The sequence below is a fragment of the Phytopseudomonas argentinensis genome, assembly GCF_900113905.1.
GTDB lineage: Bacteria > Pseudomonadota > Gammaproteobacteria > Pseudomonadales > Pseudomonadaceae > Aquipseudomonas > Aquipseudomonas argentinensis.
The window spans coordinates 1,737,512-1,758,391 of the sequence record NZ_FORC01000001.1 but is presented as its reverse complement, the minus strand read 5'-3'; the positions used below and the strand labels follow the sequence as shown (position 1 = coordinate 1,758,391).

The following is a 20,880-nucleotide window of genomic DNA, read 5'->3' as shown; positions in this document are numbered from 1 at the left end:
GAGCGCAGCATGCAGAACCCACAGAATCTGATCTGGATCGACCTGGAAATGACCGGGCTCGATCCTGAAACGGACGTCATCATCGAAATGGCGACCATCGTCACCGATACCGAGCTCAATGTGCTGGCCGAAGGCCCGGTGATCGCCGTGCACCAGAGCGACGAGCGCCTGGCGGCAATGGATGAGTGGAATACGCGCACCCATGGCGAGAGCGGGCTTACCCAGCGCGTACGCGACAGCCGGATCAGCCAGGCCGAAGCCGAGGCGCAGACCATCGCCTTCCTGGAAAAGTGGGTGCCGAAGGGCAAGTCGCCGATCTGCGGCAACAGCATCGGCCAGGATCGCCGTTTCCTCTATAAATACATGCCGGCGCTGGAAGCCTACTTCCATTACCGCTATCTGGACGTCTCGACCCTGAAGATTCTTGCCGAGCGTTGGGCGCCGGGAGTCAAGGAAGGCTTCGTGAAAACCGGTACCCACCAGGCGCTGGACGATATCCGCGAGTCGATCACCGAGCTCAAGTATTACCGTCAGCACCTGCTCAAGGTCTGAAGCGGCTTGGCCTGGCTAGCCAGGGGCTCGACCCGGGAGTTGGTGGTGGATGGCCAGCTATCGCTGCGCTCAACCCGGGCGGCGGGGTCGAGTTAACCCTGGCGCTGGGCGTGCTGAGCCAGCGCCCACTCCACGTGCTCGCGCACCAGCGCCGATGGGTACTCGCGGCGGGCCTGCAGCGCTTCCAGCACGGGGATGCTCGACGGCGCGTTGCCCAGGCCGACGGCTAGGTTGCGCAGCCAGCGCTCGTATCCGGCACGGCGCAGCGGCGAGCCTTCGGTGCGGCTGAGAAAATCCTCCTCGCTCCAGCGAAACAGCTCGGCCAGCTCGGCGTTGTCGAGGCCGTGGCGGGGCTGGAAGTCGCTTTGCTCGGTGGCCTTGGCGAAGCGGTTCCAGGGGCAGACCATCTGGCAGTCATCGCAGCCGAACACGCGGTTGCCGATCGGTGCGCGCAGCTCTTCCGGGATCGGCCCCTTGAGCTCGATGGTCAGGTAGGAAATGCAGCGCCGCGCATCCAGTACATAGGGACCGACGAAGGCGGTGGTCGGGCAGATGTCCAGGCAGGCACTGCAGCGCCCGCAATGTTCGCTGGCGTGGGGTGCATCCTCGGGCAACGGGATGTCGACGAACAGTTCGCCGAGAAAGAAATAACTGCCTGCCTTGCGGTTGAGCACCAGGGTGTTCTTGCCGATCCAGCCGAGGCCGGACTGCTCGGCAATGGCCTTCTCCAGCACCGGCGCGCTGTCGACGAAGGCGCGATAGCCGAATGGGCCGATGGCCTGCTGGATACGCTCGGCCAGTTGTTGCAGGCGTTTGCGGATCAGCTTGTGATAGTCGCGGCCCAGGGCATAACGCGACACATAGGCTTTTTCCGGTTCCTGCAGGCGCCGGGCCATCTGCGTTTCGCCGGGCAGGTAATCCATGCGCAGCGACACCACGCGCAGGGTGCCGGGCACCAGCTCGTCGGGATGTGAACGTTTGCGGCCATGCGCGGCCATATAGTCCATCTCGCCCTGATAGCCGGCATCCAGCCAGCGCTGCAGGTGCGCTTCGTGCTCGCCCAGTTCCAGGCCACTGATGCCCACCTGCTGGAAGCCCAACTCACGGCCCCAGTCCTTGATGGACTGGGCGAGGCTGGCGAGGTCTAGGGTGGCGTCGGTCATGCTCGGCGGGAATCTGCAGTAGGCGGCGTATAATTCTGCCAGACATCGGAGCTCAGGCATGCGGCATTCATCAGACGATCTTCCTCTTGCGCTATACAGCGCCACCCAGGTGCGGGCGCTGGATGCAGCGCTGATCGCTGTCGGCACGCCCGGTTTCGAGCTGATGCGCCGTGCTGCCCACGCCATCTGGCGCGCGCTGCGCCGTGAATGGCCGGACGCCGGTGCGCTGACCGTACTGGCCGGGCACGGCAACAACGCCGGTGATGGTTACCTGATAGCCGCATTGGCGCAGCGCGCCGGCTGGCAGGCCCGGGTGCTGGCCGTGGGCGAGCCGCAGCGCTTGCAGGGCGACGCCGCCCGGGCCTGCGACGAGGCGCGCGCGGCCGGTGTCGAGGTGCGGGCCTGGCAGGCTGACGCTCAGCCCCAGGGTGTGCTGGTCGATGCGCTGCTCGGTACCGGTCTGGCTGGCGAGGTGCGCGAGCCCCATGCAGCGGCCATCGAGTGGATCAATCGCAGTGGCTGCCCGGTGCTGGCGGTGGATATTCCCTCGGGAATTTGCGCCGATACCGGCCAGGTACTGGGTGCTGCGGTTAAGGCGCAGCTCACCGTCACCCTGATCGGCTTGAAACTCGGCCTGTACCTCGGCTCGGCGCTCGATCATGTTGGCCGCCTGGTGTTCGATTCATTGCAGGCCGACCCGCAGATCGTCTCGCATCAGCAAGCCGCCGCATGGCGCCTGGCGGGTGATCTTCTGCCGCTGGTGCCAGCCCGCCAGCCAACCACCCACAAGGGCCAGCTTGGCCATCTGCTGGTGGTCGGCGGCGACCAGGGTACCGGTGGCGCGGCCTTGCTGTCGGCGCAGAGTGCGCTGCGCGGTGGCGCCGGTATGGTGTCGCTGGCGACCCGCGCGGAACATGTCGGCGCCGCGCAGGCCCGGCTGCCCGAGGTAATGAGCCTGGCGGTCGCCTCGGCCAATCAGCTGCACGCGCTGGCCGACAAGGTCACGGTGTGGGTCGTCGGGCCCGGCCTTGGCCAGGCTGCCTGGGGGCGCAGCCTGTTGTCGGCGGCAGCGGCTTCCGGCGGCGCCCAGGTATGGGACGCCGATGCACTCAACCTGTTGGCGGCGGGCGCGGTGCGTATCGCCCCCGGCAGCGTCATTACCCCGCATCCCGGTGAGGCAGCACGCTTGCTGGGCATCTCGATAGCGGCGCTGCAGGCGGACCGACCGGCCGCGGCCAGGGCGCTGGCCCGGCGTTATGAGGTGGTCTGCGTACTCAAAGGTGCCGGCACCCTGGTTGCTGACCCTGTTGGCCGCTTGCTGGTGTGTGATCGCGGTGACCCGGTGATGGCCGGCGCCGGCCTGGGAGATGTACTGGCCGGCTTGATCGGCGCCTTGATCGCCCAGGGCTGCAGTGCGTGGCAGGCGGCCTGCCTGGGCGTATGGGTGCATGCCTGCGCGGGTGAGTCATTGGCACATAAAGGAAATGGTCTGGCGGCGGGCGATCTGTGCGACGCTATCCGCCATTTGTTAGAGGAGCGAGCCGCTTGTCGGAAATAGAACTGTTCGCCGCCGATGAAGACGCCATGCTGGCGCTCGGCGCGCGCATTGCTGCAGCCACCCAGGGGCGCGGCATGATTTACCTGGAAGGGGATCTGGGCGCCGGCAAGACCACGCTGTCACGCGGCATGCTGCAAGGCCTCGGGCACCGTGGCGCGGTGAAAAGCCCCACGTTTACCCTGGTCGAGCCCTACGAGATCGGCGAAGTCCGTGCCTTCCATTTCGACCTCTATCGCCTGGTCGATCCCGAGGAGCTGGAGTTCCTCGGCATTCGCGATTACTTCGACGCTGATGCCCTGTGCCTGATCGAGTGGCCGCAGCGCGGTGCCGGCGTTTTGCCAAAGGCCGACCTTGACATTACCATTAGCCCGCGAGCGGGTGGCCGGTCGCTGCTGCTTCGCAGTCATAGCGCGAAGGGTGAACACTGGTGTGCCGTTTTGGCACCCGGGGCATGAACGATAGAGTGGGGGCGGGTATGCGCATAGGCGCGCGAATGATCGCGGTCGGGCTGATGTTGGCGGTCATGGCAGCCGACGTATGGGCCGCGTCGGATGTGCGCAGCGTTCGCCTGTGGCGCGCGCCGGACAACACGCGCCTGGTCTTCGACCTGTCCGGGCCGGTGCAGCACAGCGTGTTCACGCTGAGCGCGCCGGATCGTATCGTCATCGATATCAGCGGCGCCAAACTGGTGACCTCGCTGGACAAGCTTGCTCTGAGCAATACGCCGATCACGGCCGTGCGCTCGGCGCAGCGTACCCCCGACGATCTGCGCGTGGTCATCGACCTGTCTGCCCAGGTCACGCCGAAGAGCTTTACCCTGGCGCCCAATCAGCAGTACGGCAACCGGTTGGTGGTCGACCTGTTCGATCAGGCCTCGGACGCGGCGCCCAGCCTGCCATCGACTACCACTGCCAGCGCGCCGCCGGTGCCCGTCACCCCGACCCAGGCGCCGCCCAAGCTGGCGCCGGTGCCCGGCGGCAAGCGCGATATCGTGATCGCCATCGATGCCGGTCACGGTGGCGAGGACCCGGGCGCACTGGGCCCCACCAAGGGCCAGTTCGAGAAGAACGTGACCCTGTCCATTGCCAAGGAGCTGCAGCGCCAGATCAACGCCCAGAAAGGCTTCCGTGGCGAGTTGGTGCGCACCGGCGACTACTTCATTCCACTGCGCAAACGCACCGAGATCGCCCGCAAGAAGGGCGCCGATCTGTTCGTATCCATTCACGCCGATGCCGCGCCACGGGCAGCGGCCTTTGGCGCCTCGGTGTATGCGCTGTCGGATCGCGGTGCCACCTCGGAAACCGCACGCTGGTTGGCTGATGCCGAGAACCAGTCCGACCTGATCGGCGGGGCCGGCAACGTCAGCCTCGAAGACAAGGACCGTATGCTCGCCGGCGTGCTGCTCGACCTGTCGATGACCGCCTCGCTGTCCTCCAGCCTGAATGTCGGGCAGAAGGTGCTCGGCCAGATGGGCCAGGTCACTCCGCTGCACAAGCGCCGCGTCGAACAGGCCGGCTTCATGGTGCTGAAGTCGCCGGACATTCCGTCGATCCTGGTGGAGACCGGCTTCATCTCCAACCCCAGCGAGGCCCGCAAGCTGCACTCGGCCAGCCACCAGCAAAGCCTGTCGCGCTCCATCGTCACCGGGGTGAAGCAGTTCTTCGAGCAGAATCCGCCGCCCGGTACCTACATCGCCTGGCTGCGCGACAACGGCAAGATCGCCCAGGGGCCCCGTGAGCACGTGGTCGCCTCCGGCGAGAGCCTGGCGCTGATCGCTCAGCGTTACCAGGTCAGCCTGGCCAGCCTGCGTACTGCCAACTCACTGAAGTCCGATATGATCAAGGTCGGCCAGACGCTGCACATTCCGGCGACCTCGCTGGCTGCCCAGCCATGAGTGAGGCGCTGCGCATCCAGCTGCTCAGCCCGCGGCTGGCAAACCAGATTGCTGCCGGTGAGGTGGTCGAGCGCCCGGCATCGGTGGCCAAGGAGCTGCTGGAGAACAGCCTGGACTCCGGCGCCAGGCGCATCGAAGTGGATGTCGAGCAGGGCGGCGTGAAGCTGTTGCGGGTGCGTGACGACGGCCGCGGCATCGCCGCCGATGACCTGCCGCTGGCCCTGGCCCGTCACGCCACCAGCAAGATTCGTGATCTCGAGGATCTCGAACAGGTCATGAGCATGGGCTTTCGTGGCGAGGCCCTGGCTTCGATCAGCTCGGTCGCGCGGCTGACCCTGACCTCGCGCACCGCCGATGCCGACCAGGCCTGGCAGGTGGAAACCGAGGGCCGCGACATGCAGCCGCGGGTGCAGCCAGCGGCGCATCCGGTGGGCACTTCGGTGGAAGTGCGCGACCTGTTCTTCAATACCCCGGCGCGGCGCAAGTTCCTCAAGGCCGAGAAGACCGAGTTCGATCACCTGCAGGAAGTCATCAAGCGCCTGGCCCTGGCGCGCTTCGATGTGGCCTTCCACCTGCGCCATAACGGCAAGAGCGTGTTGTCGCTGCACGAGGCCAACGACGACGCCAGCCGCGCGCGGCGTGTCGCCTCCGTGTGCAGTGCCGGCTTTCTCGAGCAGGCGCTGCCCATCGATATCGAGCGCAACGGTTTGCACCTGTGGGGCTGGGTGGGCTTGCCGACCTTCTCGCGCAGCCAGGCGGATCTGCAGTATTTCTACGTCAATGGCCGCATGGTGCGCGACAAGCTGGTTGCCCACGCAGTGCGCCAGGCCTATCGCGACGTGCTGTTCAACGGTCGCCATCCGACCTTCGTGTTGTTTCTGGAAATCGACCCGACTGCCGTCGACGTCAACGTGCACCCCACCAAGCACGAAGTGCGTTTCCGCGAGGGGCGCATGGTCCATGACTTCCTGTATGGTACCCTGCACCGCGCGCTTGGTGAGGTGCGCCCGGAAAGTCAGCTGGCAACCCCGGCTGTCGTGGAAAGCGTATTGCGGCCAACCGGCCAGGCGGCGGGCGAGTTCGGCCCGCAAGGTGAAATGGGCCTGTCCGCCAGCGTGCTCGAGCGCCCCGTGGAGTCGCTCTGGCGGTCATCGGGGGCTGGCTACCAGGGGCAGCGCAGCGAAGCATCGCTTCCCGCGGCAGAGGCTCAGGGTGTTTACCGTGAGTTCTTCGCGCCGCTGCCGGCGGGTGCGGCTCCCGTCACGCTGCCGGAGCAACAGGGCGATATTCCGCCGCTCGGCTACGCCATCGCCCAGCTCAAGGGCATCTACATTCTGGCGGAAAGCGCTCACGGCCTGGTGGTGGTCGATATGCACGCGGCCCATGAGCGGATCATGTACGAGCGCCTCAAGGTGGCGATGGCCAGCGAGGGGCTACGCGGTCAACCGCTGCTGGTGCCCGAGTCCATCGCTGTCAGTCAGCGTGAGGCGGATTGCGCCGAAGAGCATGGTCAATGGTTCCAGAAGCTGGGCTTCGAGCTGCAGCGCCTGGGCCCGGAAACCCTGGCGATCCGGCAGATCCCGGTGCTGCTCAAGCAGGCCGAGGCGACCCGGCTGGTCAGTGATGTGCTGGCCGATCTGCTCGAGTACGGCACCAGTGACCGCATTCAGGCACACCTCAACGAGCTCCTCGGTACCATGGCCTGCCACGGCGCGGTGCGTGCCAATCGCCGCCTGACCCTGCCGGAAATGAACGCGCTGCTGCGCGATATGGAGCAGACCGAGCGCAGCGGCCAGTGCAACCACGGCCGGCCGACCTGGACGCAGATGAGCCTGGACCAGTTGGACAAATTGTTCCTGCGCGGCCAGTGATCCAGCAGCGCGCTTGCGGCGGGCCGCCGATGCCCTGAAAATGGGCCGCCGTTCATCCGAGTCGAGCCGATGTCTTCCCTTCCTCCTGCCATCTTTCTGATGGGCCCGACTGCGTCCGGCAAGACCGATCTGGCGTTGGCCCTGGCGCGCGTGCTGCCCTGCGAGCTGGTCAGCGTAGACTCGGCGCTGGTCTATCGCGGCATGGATATCGGGACGGCCAAGCCGGATCGGGCCACTCTCGACGCCTTTCCTCACCACCTGGTGGATATTCGTGACCCGGCCGAGGCCTATTCGGCGGCCGATTTCCGGCGTGATGCCCTGGCGGCGATGGCCGACATCACCGCGCGGGGACGCATTCCCCTGCTGGTCGGCGGCACCATGCTGTATTACAAGGCGCTGCTCGAGGGCCTGGCTGATATGCCGGGCGCCGATGCCGAGGTGCGCGCCGAGCTGGAAGCGCGTGCCGAACGTGAGGGATTAGCGGCCCTGCATGCCGAGCTGCAGGCGGTGGATCCGCAGTCGGCGGCGCGCATTCACCCGAACGATCCGCAGCGTCTGGTTCGGGCTCTGGAGGTCTTTCGGGTCAGCGGCATGACCATGACGCAACTGCGTATGCAGCAGAGCGAAGCCGCTTCATCCGGCAGTGGCTTGGCTTATACTGTCGCGCAGTTGGCGATAGCGCCTGCGCAGCGGCATATTCTTCACGAACGAATCGCTCAACGATTTGATCTGATGCTGGAACAGGGCTTCGTCGCCGAGGTCGAACGCCTGCATCGGCGTGGTGACCTGCACGGCGAAATGCCGTCTATCAGGGCGGTGGGCTATCGGCAGGTATGGGATCATCTGGAGGGGCGGCTCAGCGCGGAGCAGATGCGCGAGCGTGGCATCATCGCCACCCGCCAGCTGGCCAAGCGGCAGTTCACCTGGTTACGCAGTTGGCAAGATGTGCACTGGTTGGACAGCCTTGATTGCGACAATCTGCCACGTGCCTTGAAATACCTGGCGACGGTCTCCATATTGAGCTGAGACCTTGCCGCGGGCCGTCTATCCTTGGGGGAAGGCGTGCAAAAGCCGTTTGTAGGCTAAGCAAACCGTTCAAAAAACTATTCAATTCTCGATTCATTTAGGAGTGCGGCACATGTCAAAAGGGCATTCGCTACAAGACCCTTACCTCAATACCCTGCGGAAGGAGCGCGTCCCGGTTTCCATCTACCTGGTCAACGGCATCAAGCTGCAGGGCCAGATCGAATCCTTCGACCAGTTCGTCATCCTGCTGAAGAACACTGTCAGCCAGATGGTCTACAAGCACGCGATCTCCACTGTGGTACCGAGCCGCCCGGATCGTCTGCCAACTGCATCCGAGTCCGATCAGGCTGAATCCGAGCCTGGCAACGCCTAACCCAGGGGGTCGCATTGTTCTTCGAGCGCCATGAAGGGGGTGAACGGGCCATCCTGGTTCATCTGGATAGTCAGAACACCGAGGCGAGCGAGGATCCCCAGGAGTTTCAGGAGCTGGCACTTTCCGCCGGTGCCGATACCGTGGCGTTTTTCAGTGTGCCCAATAGTCGGCCCACGGCGAAATTCCTCATCGGTAGCGGCAAGGTGGAAGAGCTGCGTGACCAGGTCAAGGCCCATAAGGCCGACCTGGTCATCTTCAATCACGTCCTCACGCCCAGCCAGGAGCGTAACCTCGAGCGCATGTTCGAGTGCCGCGTACTGGATCGTACCGGACTGATCCTCGATATTTTCGCCCAGCGCGCGCGTACCCATGAAGGCAAGCTGCAGGTCGAGCTGGCTCAGCTCGACCACATGAGCACCCGCCTGGTGCGCGGCTGGACCCACCTTGAGCGGCAGAAGGGCGGTATCGGCTTGCGCGGCCCGGGTGAAACCCAGCTGGAAACCGACCGTCGCCTGTTGCGTGTACGCATTCGCCAGATCAAGCAGAAGCTCGAGAAGGTGCGCAGCCAGCGCGAGCAGGCGCGGCGTGGTCGCAAGCGTGCGGATATCCCGTCCGTGTCGCTGGTCGGTTATACCAACGCCGGCAAGTCCACCTTGTTCAATGCCCTGACCGAGTCCGACGTCTACGCCGCCGATCAACTGTTCGCCACCCTCGATCCGACCCTGCGTCGCCTGCAACTCGACGATCTGGGGCCGGTGGTGCTGGCCGATACCGTAGGGTTCATTCGGCACCTGCCGCACAAGCTGGTCGAGGCGTTTCGCGCGACGCTCGAAGAGTCGAGCAACTCCGACTTGCTGCTGCACGTGATCGACTCCCACGAGCCGGAGCGCGATGCGCAGATCGAGCAGGTGCTGGCGGTGCTTGGAGAAATCGGCGCCCAGGATTTGCCGGTGCTCGAGGTCTACAACAAGCTCGACCTGCTTGAGGGTGTGGAACCGCAAATCCAGCGCACCGCCGATGGGCGCCCCGAGCGGGTGTGGTTGTCGGCGCGTGATGGTCGCGGCTTGCCCCTGCTCAAACAGGCGATTGCCGAGCTGCTCGGTGATGACCTGTTCATTGCCACGCTACAGCTGCCGCAGCGCCTGGCGCGCTTGCGAGCGCAGTTCTTTGAACTGGGCGCAGTGCTGCAGGAGTCCTATGCCGAAGACGGCAGCAGCCTCTTGCAGGTGCGCATTCCGCGCGTCGAACTTAACCGTCTGGTCAGCCGTGAAGGCCTGCAGCCGCTAGAATTCATCGAGCAACACACTTTGCAATAAAGCCCGAAGCGGTGATTTTGCCGCTGGATGCGGGCATTCTGTAGCATTGGTGGGCGCGCCCTTTGGCGCGTCTTTGCTTTATCAGTATGGAGAGCGCTATGGCTTGGAATGAGCCGGGTGGCAACTCGAACAATCAGGATCCCTGGGGTGGCGGCGGCCGTCGTGGTAATGGCGGCGGTGGCGGCGGCGACCGCAAGGGACCACCGGATCTTGACGAAGCCTTCCGCAAGCTACAGGACAAACTCAATGGAGTGTTCGGTGGCGGCAACAAACGCGGCAGTGACAACAATGGTTCCAGAGGCAAAGGTGGCGGTTTCGGCCTGCTGTTCGTTGCGCTGGCCGTCGTGGGCGCTTTTTGGCTGTACAACGCTATCTATGTGGTCGATGAGCAGGAGCAGGCCGTCGTGCTGCGTTTCGGCAAATACCACGAGACCGTCGGCCCGGGCCTGAACATCTACTTCCCGCCGATCGATCGCAAGTTTCAGGAAAACGTCACCCGCGAGCGCGCTTACAGCAAGCAGGGGCAGATGTTGACCGAAGACGAAAACATCATCGAAGTGCCACTGACCGTTCAGTACAAGATCACCAACCTGCAGGATTTCGTCCTCAACGTCGACATGCCGGAGACCAGTCTGCAGCATGCGACCGACAGCGCCGTACGCCACGTGGTGGGCTCCACCGAGATGGATCAGGTGCTGACCGAGGGGCGTGAGCAGATGGCTGGCGATGTGCGCGACCGTCTGCAGCGTTTCCTCGACACCTATCGCACCGGTATCACCGTGACTCAGGTGAACCTGCAGAGCGCCGCGGCGCCGCGTGAGGTGCAGGAAGCCTTCGATGACGTGATTCGTGCCCGTGAAGACGAGCAGCGTGAGAAGAACCAGGCGGAAACCTACGCCAATGGCGTGGTGCCGGAAGCCCGTGGTCAGGCCCAGCGTCTGATCGAGGATGCCAGCGGTTACCGCGACGAAGTGATCTCCCGCGCCCAGGGTGAGGCGGATCGTTTCACCGCGCTGGTAGCCGAGTATCGCAAGGCACCGGAAGTCACTCGTGAGCGTCTGTATCTGGACACCATGCAGCAGATGATGAGCAGCACCAGCAAGGTGCTGGTGACCGGTGACAAGGGGCAGAACAACCTGCTCTACCTGCCGCTGGACAAGATGATCGACAGCCGTGGCGGTAGCGGCAACGCTTCGTCCAGCGCTGCGGGTGCTGGCGCCGCCGATCTTGGTGCGCGCGTAGGTAACAGCGCCGGGCAGTCAGACGTGCGCACTAGGGAGAGCCGTTGATGAGCAATAAGTCACTGGTAACCCTGATTGTCGGCGTGGTGCTGGCACTGGTGGTGTGGAGCAGCTTCTACATCGTGGCGCAGACCGAGCGGGCGGTATTGCTGCAGTTCGGTCGAATCGTCGAGGCGGATGTGCAGCCGGGTCTGCATATGAAGATTCCTTACGTCAACCAGGTACGCAAGTTCGATGCCCGCCTGCTGACCCTGGATACCGTCAACTCGCGCTTCCTGACCCTCGAGAAGAAAGCGCTGATGGTCGATGCCTACGCTAAATGGCGTGTGCTGGATGCCGAGCGTTACTACACCGCAACGTCCGGTATGAAGCAGATCGCCGACGAGCGTCTGTCGCGGCGTCTCGAAGCGTCGCTGCGCGACCAGTTCGGTAAGCGTACGTTGCACGAGTCGGTGTCCGGCGAGCGTGATGCACTGATGGCTGACGTCACGGCTTCGCTCAATCGGGCGGCGCAGCGGGAGCTGGGTATCGAGGTGGTCGACGTTCGCGTCAAGGCCATCGACCTGCCCAAGGAAGTCAACCGCAGCGTATTCGATCGCATGAGCTCCGAGCGTGAGCGTGAGGCTCGCGAGCACCGCGCCAAGGGTAAGGAGCTGGCGGAAGGCATTCGTGCCGACGCCGATCGTCAGCAGCGGGTGATCCTGGCTGAAGCCTACCGTCAGGCCGAGGAGCTGCGTGGTGAGGGTGATGCCCAGGCCGCGGCCATCTACTCTAAGGCCTATGGTCAGGATCAGGAGTTCTACTCCTTCTATCGCAGCCTTAACGCCTATCGCGAGAGTTTCTCCGACAAGCGTGACGTGCTGGTGCTGGATCCGAGTAGCGACTTTTTCCGCTACCTGGAGAAGTCCAAGCCATAACGCGGCCCTGAGCCGCAAGCTGCACGCCACGAGCCGATCCCTGGGTTCGCTTGTCGTGTGAAGCTTGCGGCTTGAGGCTTTTGACGTGGTATGATGCGGCAGCCGGGAAAATCCCGGCTTTTTTGCGCCTGTGGGAATCATGCGGCACGAACTGAGCGTTATGTTCTGTCTTTCAAGGCTTCTGGCCTTGCCTCTTTCCGCGCCCCTGGCGTGGGGGCTTCGTGCAATCAATTCAATGATCGTCTCGATGCCCGTTCCTGGAGTCGACCGGCCTGTTGCCGCGTCTGGCTTTCCGTCCGCTTCACTGAAGGCTTGTGCCGCCCGAATCAAGAGGGAAATGGCGAAATGGCAACGGTAGACCGCTGGCTGCTGCCAGATGGGATCGAAGAAGTATTGCCCCCGGAAGCGGCGCGCATCGAAATCGCGCGTCGTCAGGTGCTGGATCTGTTTCAGCGCTGGGGCTACGAATTCGTGGTGACCCCCCATATCGAATACCTGGAGTCGCTGCTCACCGGCGCGGGCCAGGATCTGGATCTGCGCACCTTCAAGGTGACCGATCCGCTATCCGGCCGGCAGATGGGCTTTCGTGCCGACATCACCCCGCAGGTCGCACGTATCGATGCGCACACCCTGCGTCGCGAGGGGCCTAGCCGGCTGTGCTACGCAGGCAGCGTGCTGCATGCGCAGCCGCGGGCGCTGACCACTTCGCGCAGCCCGATTCAGCTGGGCGCCGAGCTGTATGGCGACGCCAGCCCGGCCAGTGATGTCGAGGTGATCAGCCTGCTGGTCGATACCCTGGAACTGGCCGAAGTGCCGGACGTGCACATGGACCTGGGGCACGTTGGTATCTACCGCGGCCTGGTGCGTGCCGCCGAACTCTCTGGCGAAGCCGAGCAGCAGCTATTCGATGCCCTGCAGCGCAAGGCCATGGACGAGATCGACGCGCTCACCGAGGCGCTGCCCGATTCGCTGCGCCGCATGCTGCGTGCTCTGGCCGAGCTGTGCGGCAGTCGCGACGTGCTGGATCTGGCCCAGGCCTGTCTGGTCGAGGCACCGGATGACGTGCATGCCGCCCTGGACGAGTTGGTGGCCATCGCCGATGCGCTGGAACTGCGTTATCCGGAGCTGCCGCTGTATTTCGATCTCGGCGAGCTGCGCGGTTACCACTACCACACCGGCGTGGTATTCGCCGCGTTCGTGCCGGCTGTCGGTCAGGCGATTGCCCAGGGCGGCCGCTATGACGACATCGGCGCTGACTTCGGCCGTGCTCGCCCCGCTACCGGGTTCTCCACCGATCTGAAAACCCTGGTAACGCTCGGGCATATGCCGCTTGGCGAAGAGCCTGCCGGTATCTGGGCGCCGGACAGCCATGACGTTTACCTGTGGCAGGCGGTTCGCCGTTTGCGCGCCGAAGGCGAGCGTGTGGTGCAGGCGCTGCCCGGCCAGGAGCTGGCTGCGGCTGCCGACGTCGGCTGTGATCGCCAGTTGGTATTGCATGACGGTCGCTGGCAGGTGCTGGCGCTGGACTGAGCGGCCTGCGTGGTCGTCTATTCTGATTTACTTTCGCCGGCCGTGACCGGCTCAAGCTTGCGCGAAGAGGACAAGTATCATGGGTAAGAATGTCGTCGTCCTGGGCACCCAGTGGGGTGATGAGGGCAAGGGCAAGATCGTCGATCTGCTGACCGAACATGCCGCCGCCGTTGTGCGTTACCAGGGCGGCCACAATGCCGGCCACACGCTGGTGATCGATGGCGAGAAGACCGTACTGCACCTGATCCCGTCGGGCGTGCTGCGCGAAGGCGTACAGTGCCTGATCGGCAACGGCGTGGTGGTCGCCCCCGACGCCCTGCTGCGCGAGATCAACAAGCTGGAAGAGAAGGGCGTGCCGGTGCGCGAGCGTCTGCGCATCAGCCCGTCTTGCCCGTTGATCCTGTCCTATCACGTGGCCCTGGACCAGGCGCGCGAGAAAGCCCGTGGCGAGCTGAAGATCGGTACCACCGGTCGTGGCATCGGCCCGGCCTACGAAGACAAGGTCGCCCGCCGCGGGCTGCGCATTGGCGATCTGTTCCACCGCGAGCGTTTCGCTGCCAAGCTCGGCGAGCTGCTGGACTACCACAACTTCCAGCTGGTGAATTACTACAAGGAGCCGGCCATCGACTTCCAGGCCACGCTCGACCAGTGCATGGAGTACGCCGAGCTGCTCAAGCCGATGATGCTCGACGTCACCGCCGAGCTGCACAACCTGCGTCGTGCCGGCAAGGACATCATGTTCGAAGGCGCCCAGGGTTCACTGCTGGACATCGACCACGGCACCTACCCCTACGTCACCAGCTCCAACACCACGGCGGGCGGCATCGCTACCGGTTCCGGTGTCGGGCCGATGTACCTGGACTACATCCTCGGCATCACCAAGGCCTATACCACCCGTGTCGGCTCGGGCCCGTTCCCGACCGAGCTGTTCGATGACATCGGTGCCTTCCTGGCCAAGCGTGGCCATGAGTTCGGTGCCACCACCGGTCGTGCGCGTCGCTGCGGCTGGTTCGATGCGGTGATCCTGCGTCGCGCCATCGACGTCAACAGCATCTCGGGCCTGTGCCTGACCAAGCTGGACGTGCTCGACGGTCTGGAAACCATCCGCATCTGCGTGGGTTACAAGAACGAGAACGGTGCCGTCATCGACGCGCCGACCGATGCCGACAGCTACATCGGCCTGGAGCCGGTATACGAAGAAATGCCGGGCTGGAGCGAGTCGACCCTGGGTGCCAAGACCCTGGAAGAGCTGCCGGCCAATGCGCGCGCCTACATCAAGCGTGTGGAAGAACTGGTCGGTGCACCGATCGACATCATCTCCACCGGGCCGGATCGCAACGAAACCATCGTGCTGCGCCATCCGTTCGCCTGAATGGCGAAGGCTCGTTCAGAGCCGTAGGTCGGTAAATGAAACGGGTCGCCCATGGGCGGCCCGTTTTTCGTTTGACGCGCGGCAGGGCGCGGCGCAATCTGGCGATGTGCCGCTATTCGGCACGGCCCTTGCTTTGTCTCGATCCTACCCTGAAGTTGCCGCTCCTCTGGCGGTCGGAGGATTTGCCCGTGATCGCTATCTTGTCGCTGTTGCGTAGTCGCCTGCTATTGCCCGTGTTCATTGCTCTGGGTGTGGCGCTGTTGGTTCAGGTTGTGCTGGTGCTGGCCCTGACGCGCAGTACCGTGGATGCCCTGGTGGTGGATCTGGAGCGTCAGCTGGGCAGCGACTCCCAGCGCCTGGCGAGCGAGCTGGAACAGGCCAACAAGGAGGTGTCGGCGAGCCTGGGCGGCCTTTCGGTGCGCACCCGCGAGAGCCTGTCAGCCGGGTTGTCGAGCCGCCTCGGCGAAGAGCGTGTGCAGATTCGCGCCAGCCTTGAGCGCAGTCTGCGCGATTCCGCCAATGATCTGGCGCAGCTGCTGGCTGCCGTGGCGCCGCGGGCCATGTGGGATTCCGATATCCCGGCGCTGTCGGAGTTCGCCCGCCGCGCCCAGCGTAACCCCAATGTGTTGTTCGTAATCTATAACGATGCCGAGGGTAACCATCTCACCCGTTATCTGAATCGCCAGAACGAGCAGATCAAGAGCATGCTCGACAAGGGGGAGGGCGAGCGTGCCCTGGACAAGGTCATCAATGCTGCGAAAAGCGACCCGAGCGTGTATTTCGTCGAAGCCAGCATCAGCCCTAACGAGGTGGAAATCGGCAAGGTGCTGATGGGGGTTTCCACTGCCGCCATCGATGCCGAGCTGGCCGCTGTCGATCAGCGTTTCGAAGCCTTGCTGGCCAGCGGTGGACAGCTGGTGGCTGATAGCCTGGCTGGCGCCTCCACCGATAGCGCCAAGGCGCTGTCGGCACGCCTGGCATCGGCGCAACAGGCCGCCCAGGGTATGGCGACCAATACCGGTGTGGCGGTCGACGCGGCGGCCGCGAACCTGCGCTGGCGCATCGGGTTGGGCCTTGCGGTGGTTGGTTTCGGGGTGCTGCTGGTGCTGGCAATCGTTTTGGGTCGCCGCGTGGTGGTGCGCCTGCGCACCCTGATCGCGGCGCTCGATGATCTGGCCGCTGGCGAGGGCGACCTGACCCGCCGGATCGACATCGACAGCCGTGACGAGGTCGGTGAAATGGCCTCGGCGGTCAACCGCTTCGTTGCCAAGCTGCAGCCCATCGTCCGCGAAGCCGGTGAAGTGGCGGTGCGTACCGGGCAGGAAATCACGGCCTTGAGTACCCGTAGTGCTGCGGCGCAGTCGGCTGCCGAGCGCCAACGTGACGAAGTGGCGGCCAGCCTGCAGGCGCTGGCGGCGATGGCTGAGGAGGCGCAGGCCGAGAGTCGCGCCATGCAGGAAGCCTTGCAGCGGGTCGAAGCCATTCGCCAGTCGACCCAGGAAAATGCCGCGATCGCCAATCGGGTTGGCAGCTCCATCGAGGAGCTGGTGCAGCGGGTCGATGCGGGGTCGGCGGTGATCGAGCGGCTGGCTACGCAGAGCGAGCAGATCGAGGTGGTGTTGACGGTGATTCGCTCCATCGCCGAGCAGACCAACCTGCTGGCTCTCAATGCGGCCATCGAGGCGGCGCGGGCGGGCGAGAGCGGTCGTGGTTTCGCCGTGGTGGCCGATGAGGTGCGCGCCCTGGCCAGCAAGACCCAGCAATCCACCGGTGATATCCAGGCGCACATCGTCGCCCTGCAGGAGGGTGCGCGCGAAGCGGTCGGGGCGATAGGCCAGGCCGGGCAGCAGGCCGATCAGGGGCTGGCGGCATTGCGTGAAAGTGCGCGAATCCAGCAGGCGGTGCAGCGTTCCGTGGAGGACGTGCACGGCGCCATCAATGCGGCGACGCAGGCGGCAGCACATCAGGCCGAGGGCGCCGATGCGGTGCGTGGGCGGGTCGAGGTGATCCATGCCGAAGCCCAGCGTGCAGCCGAGGCCGTGACCGCGACGGCCAACAGCGGCCGGGTGCTCGATGGCCTGGCGGCCCAGCTCAAAGGCAGCCTGGGGCAGTTCAAGGTCTGAGGGTGCGGCAGGGCCCGGCATTCGCCAGGCCCTGCCGGCCACTTTTCTGCAGGCAATAAAAAACCGAGCCATTGGCTCGGTTTTTTGAATTTGGTGCCCAGGAGAAGACTCGAACTTCCACGATCTTGCGATCACTGATACCTGAAACCAGCGCGTCTACCAATTCCGCCACCTGGGCACTGCAGTAACGTTCGCCGTTGCCGGCACGGATCATTACGTCCGTTATTTGCAAAGCAGGTTATCAAACTGCTTCACGAAATTTGGTGCCCAGGAGAAGACTCGAACTTCCACGACCTTGCGGTCACTGATACCTGAAACCAGCGCGTCTACCAATTCCGCCACCTGGGCACTGAAACTGATGATTGCTCATCTGTTCCGTGTTACAACGTCTGCTCGACGCTGTGGGCGCGAACTATACGGTCGTGCTTTTACCTTGTAAACCCCTGACGCCGAAAAATTATTCGCGGCGAAAGCTGACCCGGAGGGCGCTTTCGCGCTTCAATAGACACATGGCAAAAACCGACTCTATAGATAAGGTGAACAGTTTCTAATGGCCGATTGGCAATCCCTCGATCCCGAGGCCGCCCGAGAAGCGGAAAAGTATGACAACCCCATCCCCAGCCGTGAGCTGATTCTTCAGCAACTGGCTGAGCGCGGCTCGCCCGCCAGTCGCGAGGAGCTGCTCGACGAGTTCGGGCTGAGCACCGACGAGCAGATCGAGGCCCTGCGCCGCCGGCTGCGCGCCATGGAGCGCGACGGCCAGCTGATCTACACCCGCCGCGGCACCTACGCGCCGGTGGACAAGCTGGACCTGATCCTCGGCCGTGTCAGCGGTCATCGCGACGGCTTTGGCTTTCTGGTGCCGGACGACGGCAGCGACGACCTGTTCCTGAGCCCGGCGCAGATGCGCCTGGTATTCGATGGCGACCGCGCACTGGCGCGGGTTTCCGGCCTTGATCGCCGCGGCCGCCGCGAAGGCGCCATCGTCGAAGTGATTTCCCGTGGTCACGAGACCATCGTCGGCCGGTATTACGAAGAGAGCGGCATCGGCTTCGTGATTCCCGACAACCCCAAGATCCAGCAGGAAGTGCTGGTGACCGCCGGCCGCAATGGCGGCGCCAAGCAGGGCCAGTTCGTCGAAGTGACGATCACCCACTGGCCGACGCCGCGCTTCCAGCCCCAGGGCGACGTGACCGAAGTGGTCGGCAACTACATGGCGCCGGGCATGGAAATCGACGTCGCGCTGCGCAGCTACGACATCCCCCACGTCTGGCCCGAGGCGGTGATCAAGGAAGCCCGCAAGCTCAAGCCGGAAGTGGAAGAGAAGGACAAGGAAAACCGCGTCGACATGCGGCACATCCCCTTCGTCACCATCGACGGCGAGGATGCCCGGGACTTCGACGACGCGGTGTATTGCGAGAAGAACGGCGGCAACTGGCGCCTGTTCTCCGGTGGCTGGAAGCTCTATGTGGCCATCGCCGACGTTTCCCATTACGTGAAGGTCGGCTCGGCGCTGGATGCCGAAGCGCAGGTGCGTGGCAACTCGGTGTATTTCCCCGAGCGCGTCATCCCGATGCTGCCCGAAGAACTGTCCAACGGCCTGTGCTCGTTGAACCCGAAGGTCGACCGCTTGGCCATGGTCTGCGAGATCACTATCTCCAAGACCGGCAAGATGACCGACTACAAGTTCTACGAGGCGGTGATCCACTCCCATGCGCGGCTGACCTACAACAAGGTCAGTGCCATGCTCGAACAGCCCAAGAGCAGCGAAGGCAAGGCGCTGCGCAGCGAGTACAAGGAGGTGCTGCCGCACCTCAATCAGCTGTATTCGCTGTACCAGGTGCTGCTCACCGCGCGCCACGAGCGCGGCGCCATCGACTTCGAAACCCAGGAAACCCGCATCATCTTCGGCTCGGGCCGCAAGATCGCGGAAATCCGCCCGACCCAGCGCAACGATGCCCACAAGCTGATCGAGGAATGCATGCTGGCGGCCAACGTGGCCACTGCCGCGTTCATGCAGAAGCACGGTATTCCGGCGCTGTATCGCGTGCACGACGGCCCGCCACCGGAGCGTCTGGAAAAGCTCAAGGCCTTCCTCGGCGAGTTGGGCTTGTCCCTGCACCGTGGCAAGTCCAAGGACGGCCCGTCACCCAAGGACTACCAGGCGCTGCTGGAAAGCATCCGCGGTCGTGATGACTACCACCTGATCCAGACCGTGATGTTGCGTTCGCTCAGTCAGGCGGTGTACAGCGCCGACAACCAGGGCCACTTCGGTCTCAACTACGATGCCTATGCGCACTTCACCTCGCCGATCCGCCGCTACCCGGATCTGTTGATCCATCGCGCCATCCGCAGCGTGATCCGCTCCAAGCAGGACACCCCGCACGTCCAGCGTGCCGGCGCCGTCAGCATGCCCAAGGCGCGTATCTACCCGTACGACGAGGCGATCCTCGAGCAGCTCGGCGAGCAGTGCTCGATGTCCGAGCGACGTGCCGATGAAGCCACCCGTGACGTGGTCAACTGGCTCAAGTGCGAGTTCATGAAGGATCGCGTCGGCGAAACCTTCCCGGGGGTGATCACCGCGGTAACCGGCTTCGGTCTGTTCGTCGAGCTCAAGGACATCTACGTCGAAGGCCTGGTGCATGTCACTGCGCTGCCGGGTGACTACTACCACTTCGATCCCGTGCACCACCGCCTGGCTGGTGAGCGCAGTGGTCGCAGCTTCCGCCTGGGCGACAGCGTGTCGGTGAAGGTCATGCGTGTCGACCTGGACGAGCGCAAGATCGATTTCGAAATGGCCGAGGGGGCCGAGCAGGCGCCGGCTGCCCGTGGCAAGCGTCGCGATTCCGGTAGCGACAGTCGCGGTGGTCGCGGCTCGCGCGGTGCCTCGTCGGGCAATACCGACGTGCAGAAGAGCCGTGACGTGAAAAAGGCCCTGCTCGCCGAGTCCAAGTCTTCTGGCAAGGGCGCCGGCAAGGCCGCGGACAAGGGCGGCAAGCCGAGCCGCCATCGCAAGGGCCCGTCGAGGAGCAAGGCCAAGTCATGAGTCAGCTGGAAAAGATCTACGGCGTGCATGCCGTGGAAGCGCTGCTGCGTCATCACCCCAAGCGGGTGAAGCAGATCTGGCTGGCCGACGGCCGCAGTGATCCGCGCGTCCAGCCGCTGCTCGAGTTGGCCGGCCAGGCGCGCGTCGCCGTTGGTCAGTGCGAGCGCCGCGAGATGGATGCCTGGGTCGAGGGCGTGCATCAAGGCGTGGTGGCCGAGGTCAGCCCGAGCCAGGTGTGGGGCGAGGCGATGCTCGAAGAATTGCTCGACCGTTGCGAAGGCCCGCCCTTGCTGCTGGTGCTCGATGGCGTGACCGACCCACACAACCTTGGCGCCTGCCTGCGTACCGCCGATGCGGCGGGTGCCCTGGCGGTGATCGTGCCCAAGGACAAGTCGGCGACCCTGACCCCGGTGGTGCGCAAGGTGGCCTGCGGGGCTGCCGAGGTGATCCCGCTGGTGGCGGTGACCAACCTGGCGCGCAGCCTGGAGAAGCTCCAGCAGCGTGGCCTGTGGATCGTCGGTACGGCGGGCGAGGCCGAGCAGGAGTTGTTCCAGCAGGACATGACCGGCCCGACGGTGCTGATCATGGGCGCCGAGGGCAAGGGTATGCGCCGCCTGACCCGCGAGCACTGCGATTACCTGGTCAAGCTGCCCATGGCGGGCAGCGTCAGCAGCCTCAACGTGTCGGTCGCCACCGGCATCTGTCTGTTCGAGGCGCTGCGCCAGCGCCGCGCGCTCAAAGGCTGAAACAATCGCCGGCACCATGCCGGCGATCAGCTGTTCAAAAAATCGCCAAATCGCCTTGCGTGCGCCAGGGGGCTTCTCTAGAATGTCGCCCCTTGCCGTCATGGCAGGCGTTTGCGCGCCTCTCCGTTGCAGCAAGTCAACAGTGTCATTCA

Annotated in this window: 16 protein-coding genes and 2 tRNA genes; 15 read left to right on the top strand and 3 right to left on the bottom strand. The window is 64.4% G+C overall.

Annotation, left to right across the window (positions count from 1 at the left end):
• The first annotated feature begins 9 nt into the window (after positions 1–9).
• Entirely contained in the window at positions 10–552 is a 543-nt protein-coding gene (gene orn, locus BM154_RS07985; RefSeq protein ID WP_074882069.1) for an oligoribonuclease, read from the top strand.
• Positions 553–644: 92 nt separating this feature from the next.
• Here orn and queG read toward each other — a convergent pair whose 3' ends face one another.
• A complete protein-coding gene (gene queG, locus BM154_RS07980; protein ID WP_074882067.1) occupies positions 645–1,715 on the bottom strand; it encodes a tRNA epoxyqueuosine(34) reductase QueG in 1,071 nt (356 codons plus the stop codon).
• A 58-nt stretch (positions 1,716–1,773) separates the two neighbouring features.
• On the opposite strand from queG, the gene BM154_RS07975 reads away from it, so the two are divergent.
• The 12 genes from BM154_RS07975 (at position 1,774) to BM154_RS07920 (ending at position 16,936) form a co-directional block, all read left to right on the top strand.
• On the top strand, positions 1,774–3,273 hold the full coding sequence (locus tag BM154_RS07975; protein WP_074882065.1) for a bifunctional ADP-dependent NAD(P)H-hydrate dehydratase/NAD(P)H-hydrate epimerase: 1,500 nt from the start codon (positions 1,774–1,776) through the stop codon (positions 3,271–3,273).
• Positions 3,261–3,728: a tRNA (adenosine(37)-N6)-threonylcarbamoyltransferase complex ATPase subunit type 1 TsaE gene (tsaE, locus tag BM154_RS07970; protein WP_074882063.1), complete on the top strand. Its 468-nt coding sequence runs from the start codon at positions 3,261–3,263 to the stop codon at positions 3,726–3,728. The genes BM154_RS07975 and tsaE overlap by 13 nt, the downstream gene beginning before the upstream one ends.
• 8 nt (positions 3,729–3,736) lie before the next feature.
• Entirely contained in the window at positions 3,737–5,167 is a 1,431-nt protein-coding gene (locus tag BM154_RS07965) for an N-acetylmuramoyl-L-alanine amidase (protein WP_208609428.1), read from the top strand.
• Positions 5,164–7,038 carry a DNA mismatch repair endonuclease MutL gene (gene mutL, locus BM154_RS07960; RefSeq protein ID WP_074882058.1) on the top strand — a complete coding sequence of 625 codons (1,875 nt, stop codon included), beginning with the start codon at positions 5,164–5,166 and terminating at the stop codon, positions 7,036–7,038. The genes BM154_RS07965 and mutL overlap by 4 nt, the downstream gene beginning before the upstream one ends.
• A 69-nt stretch (positions 7,039–7,107) precedes the next feature.
• Positions 7,108–8,064: a tRNA (adenosine(37)-N6)-dimethylallyltransferase MiaA gene (gene miaA / locus BM154_RS07955; protein ID WP_074882056.1), complete on the top strand. Its 957-nt coding sequence runs from the start codon at positions 7,108–7,110 to the stop codon at positions 8,062–8,064.
• A 112-nt stretch (positions 8,065–8,176) separates the two neighbouring features.
• A complete protein-coding gene (hfq, locus tag BM154_RS07950; RefSeq protein ID WP_074882054.1) occupies positions 8,177–8,437 on the top strand; it encodes an RNA chaperone Hfq in 261 nt (86 codons plus the stop codon).
• 14 nt (positions 8,438–8,451) lie between these two features.
• Entirely contained in the window at positions 8,452–9,753 is a 1,302-nt protein-coding gene (hflX, locus tag BM154_RS07945; protein WP_074882052.1) for a ribosome rescue GTPase HflX, read from the top strand.
• A 98-nt stretch (positions 9,754–9,851) separates the two neighbouring features.
• On the top strand, positions 9,852–11,042 hold the full coding sequence (gene hflK / locus BM154_RS07940; protein WP_074882049.1) for an FtsH protease activity modulator HflK: 1,191 nt from the start codon (positions 9,852–9,854) through the stop codon (positions 11,040–11,042).
• Positions 11,042–11,911: a protease modulator HflC gene (gene hflC, locus BM154_RS07935; protein WP_074882046.1), complete on the top strand. Its 870-nt coding sequence runs from the start codon at positions 11,042–11,044 to the stop codon at positions 11,909–11,911. The genes hflK and hflC overlap by 1 nt, the downstream gene beginning before the upstream one ends.
• Before the next feature lie 345 nt (positions 11,912–12,256).
• The gene (locus BM154_RS07930; protein ID WP_074882043.1) at positions 12,257–13,441 is read left to right on the top strand and encodes an ATP phosphoribosyltransferase regulatory subunit; all 1,185 of its coding nucleotides are present in this window, start codon (positions 12,257–12,259) and stop codon (positions 13,439–13,441) included.
• Positions 13,442–13,520: 79 nt separating this feature from the next.
• Entirely contained in the window at positions 13,521–14,813 is a 1,293-nt protein-coding gene (locus tag BM154_RS07925) for an adenylosuccinate synthase (RefSeq protein ID WP_074882040.1), read from the top strand.
• Positions 14,814–15,001: 188 nt separating this feature from the next.
• The gene (locus BM154_RS07920) at positions 15,002–16,936 is read left to right on the top strand and encodes a methyl-accepting chemotaxis protein (RefSeq protein WP_074882036.1); all 1,935 of its coding nucleotides are present in this window, start codon (positions 15,002–15,004) and stop codon (positions 16,934–16,936) included.
• A gap of 91 nt (positions 16,937–17,027) precedes the next feature.
• Here the strand turns inward: BM154_RS07920 and BM154_RS07915 are convergent.
• Positions 17,028–17,114: transfer RNA gene (locus BM154_RS07915), tRNA-Leu, on the bottom strand.
• An 83-nt stretch (positions 17,115–17,197) separates the two neighbouring features.
• Positions 17,198–17,284, bottom strand: a tRNA-Leu gene (locus BM154_RS07910).
• Positions 17,285–17,486: 202 nt separating this feature from the next.
• On the opposite strand from BM154_RS07910, the gene rnr reads away from it, so the two are divergent.
• Together rnr and rlmB are read left to right on the top strand one after the other, a co-directional pair.
• Complete coding sequence (rnr, locus tag BM154_RS07905) at positions 17,487–19,982, top strand: ribonuclease R (protein ID WP_074882032.1); 2,496 nt, start codon at positions 17,487–17,489, stop codon at positions 19,980–19,982.
• Positions 19,979–20,728, top strand: coding sequence for a 23S rRNA (guanosine(2251)-2'-O)-methyltransferase RlmB (rlmB, locus tag BM154_RS07900; protein WP_074882029.1), 750 nt, complete (start codon positions 19,979–19,981; stop codon positions 20,726–20,728). The genes rnr and rlmB overlap by 4 nt, the downstream gene beginning before the upstream one ends.
• Positions 20,729–20,880 lie beyond the last annotated feature (152 nt).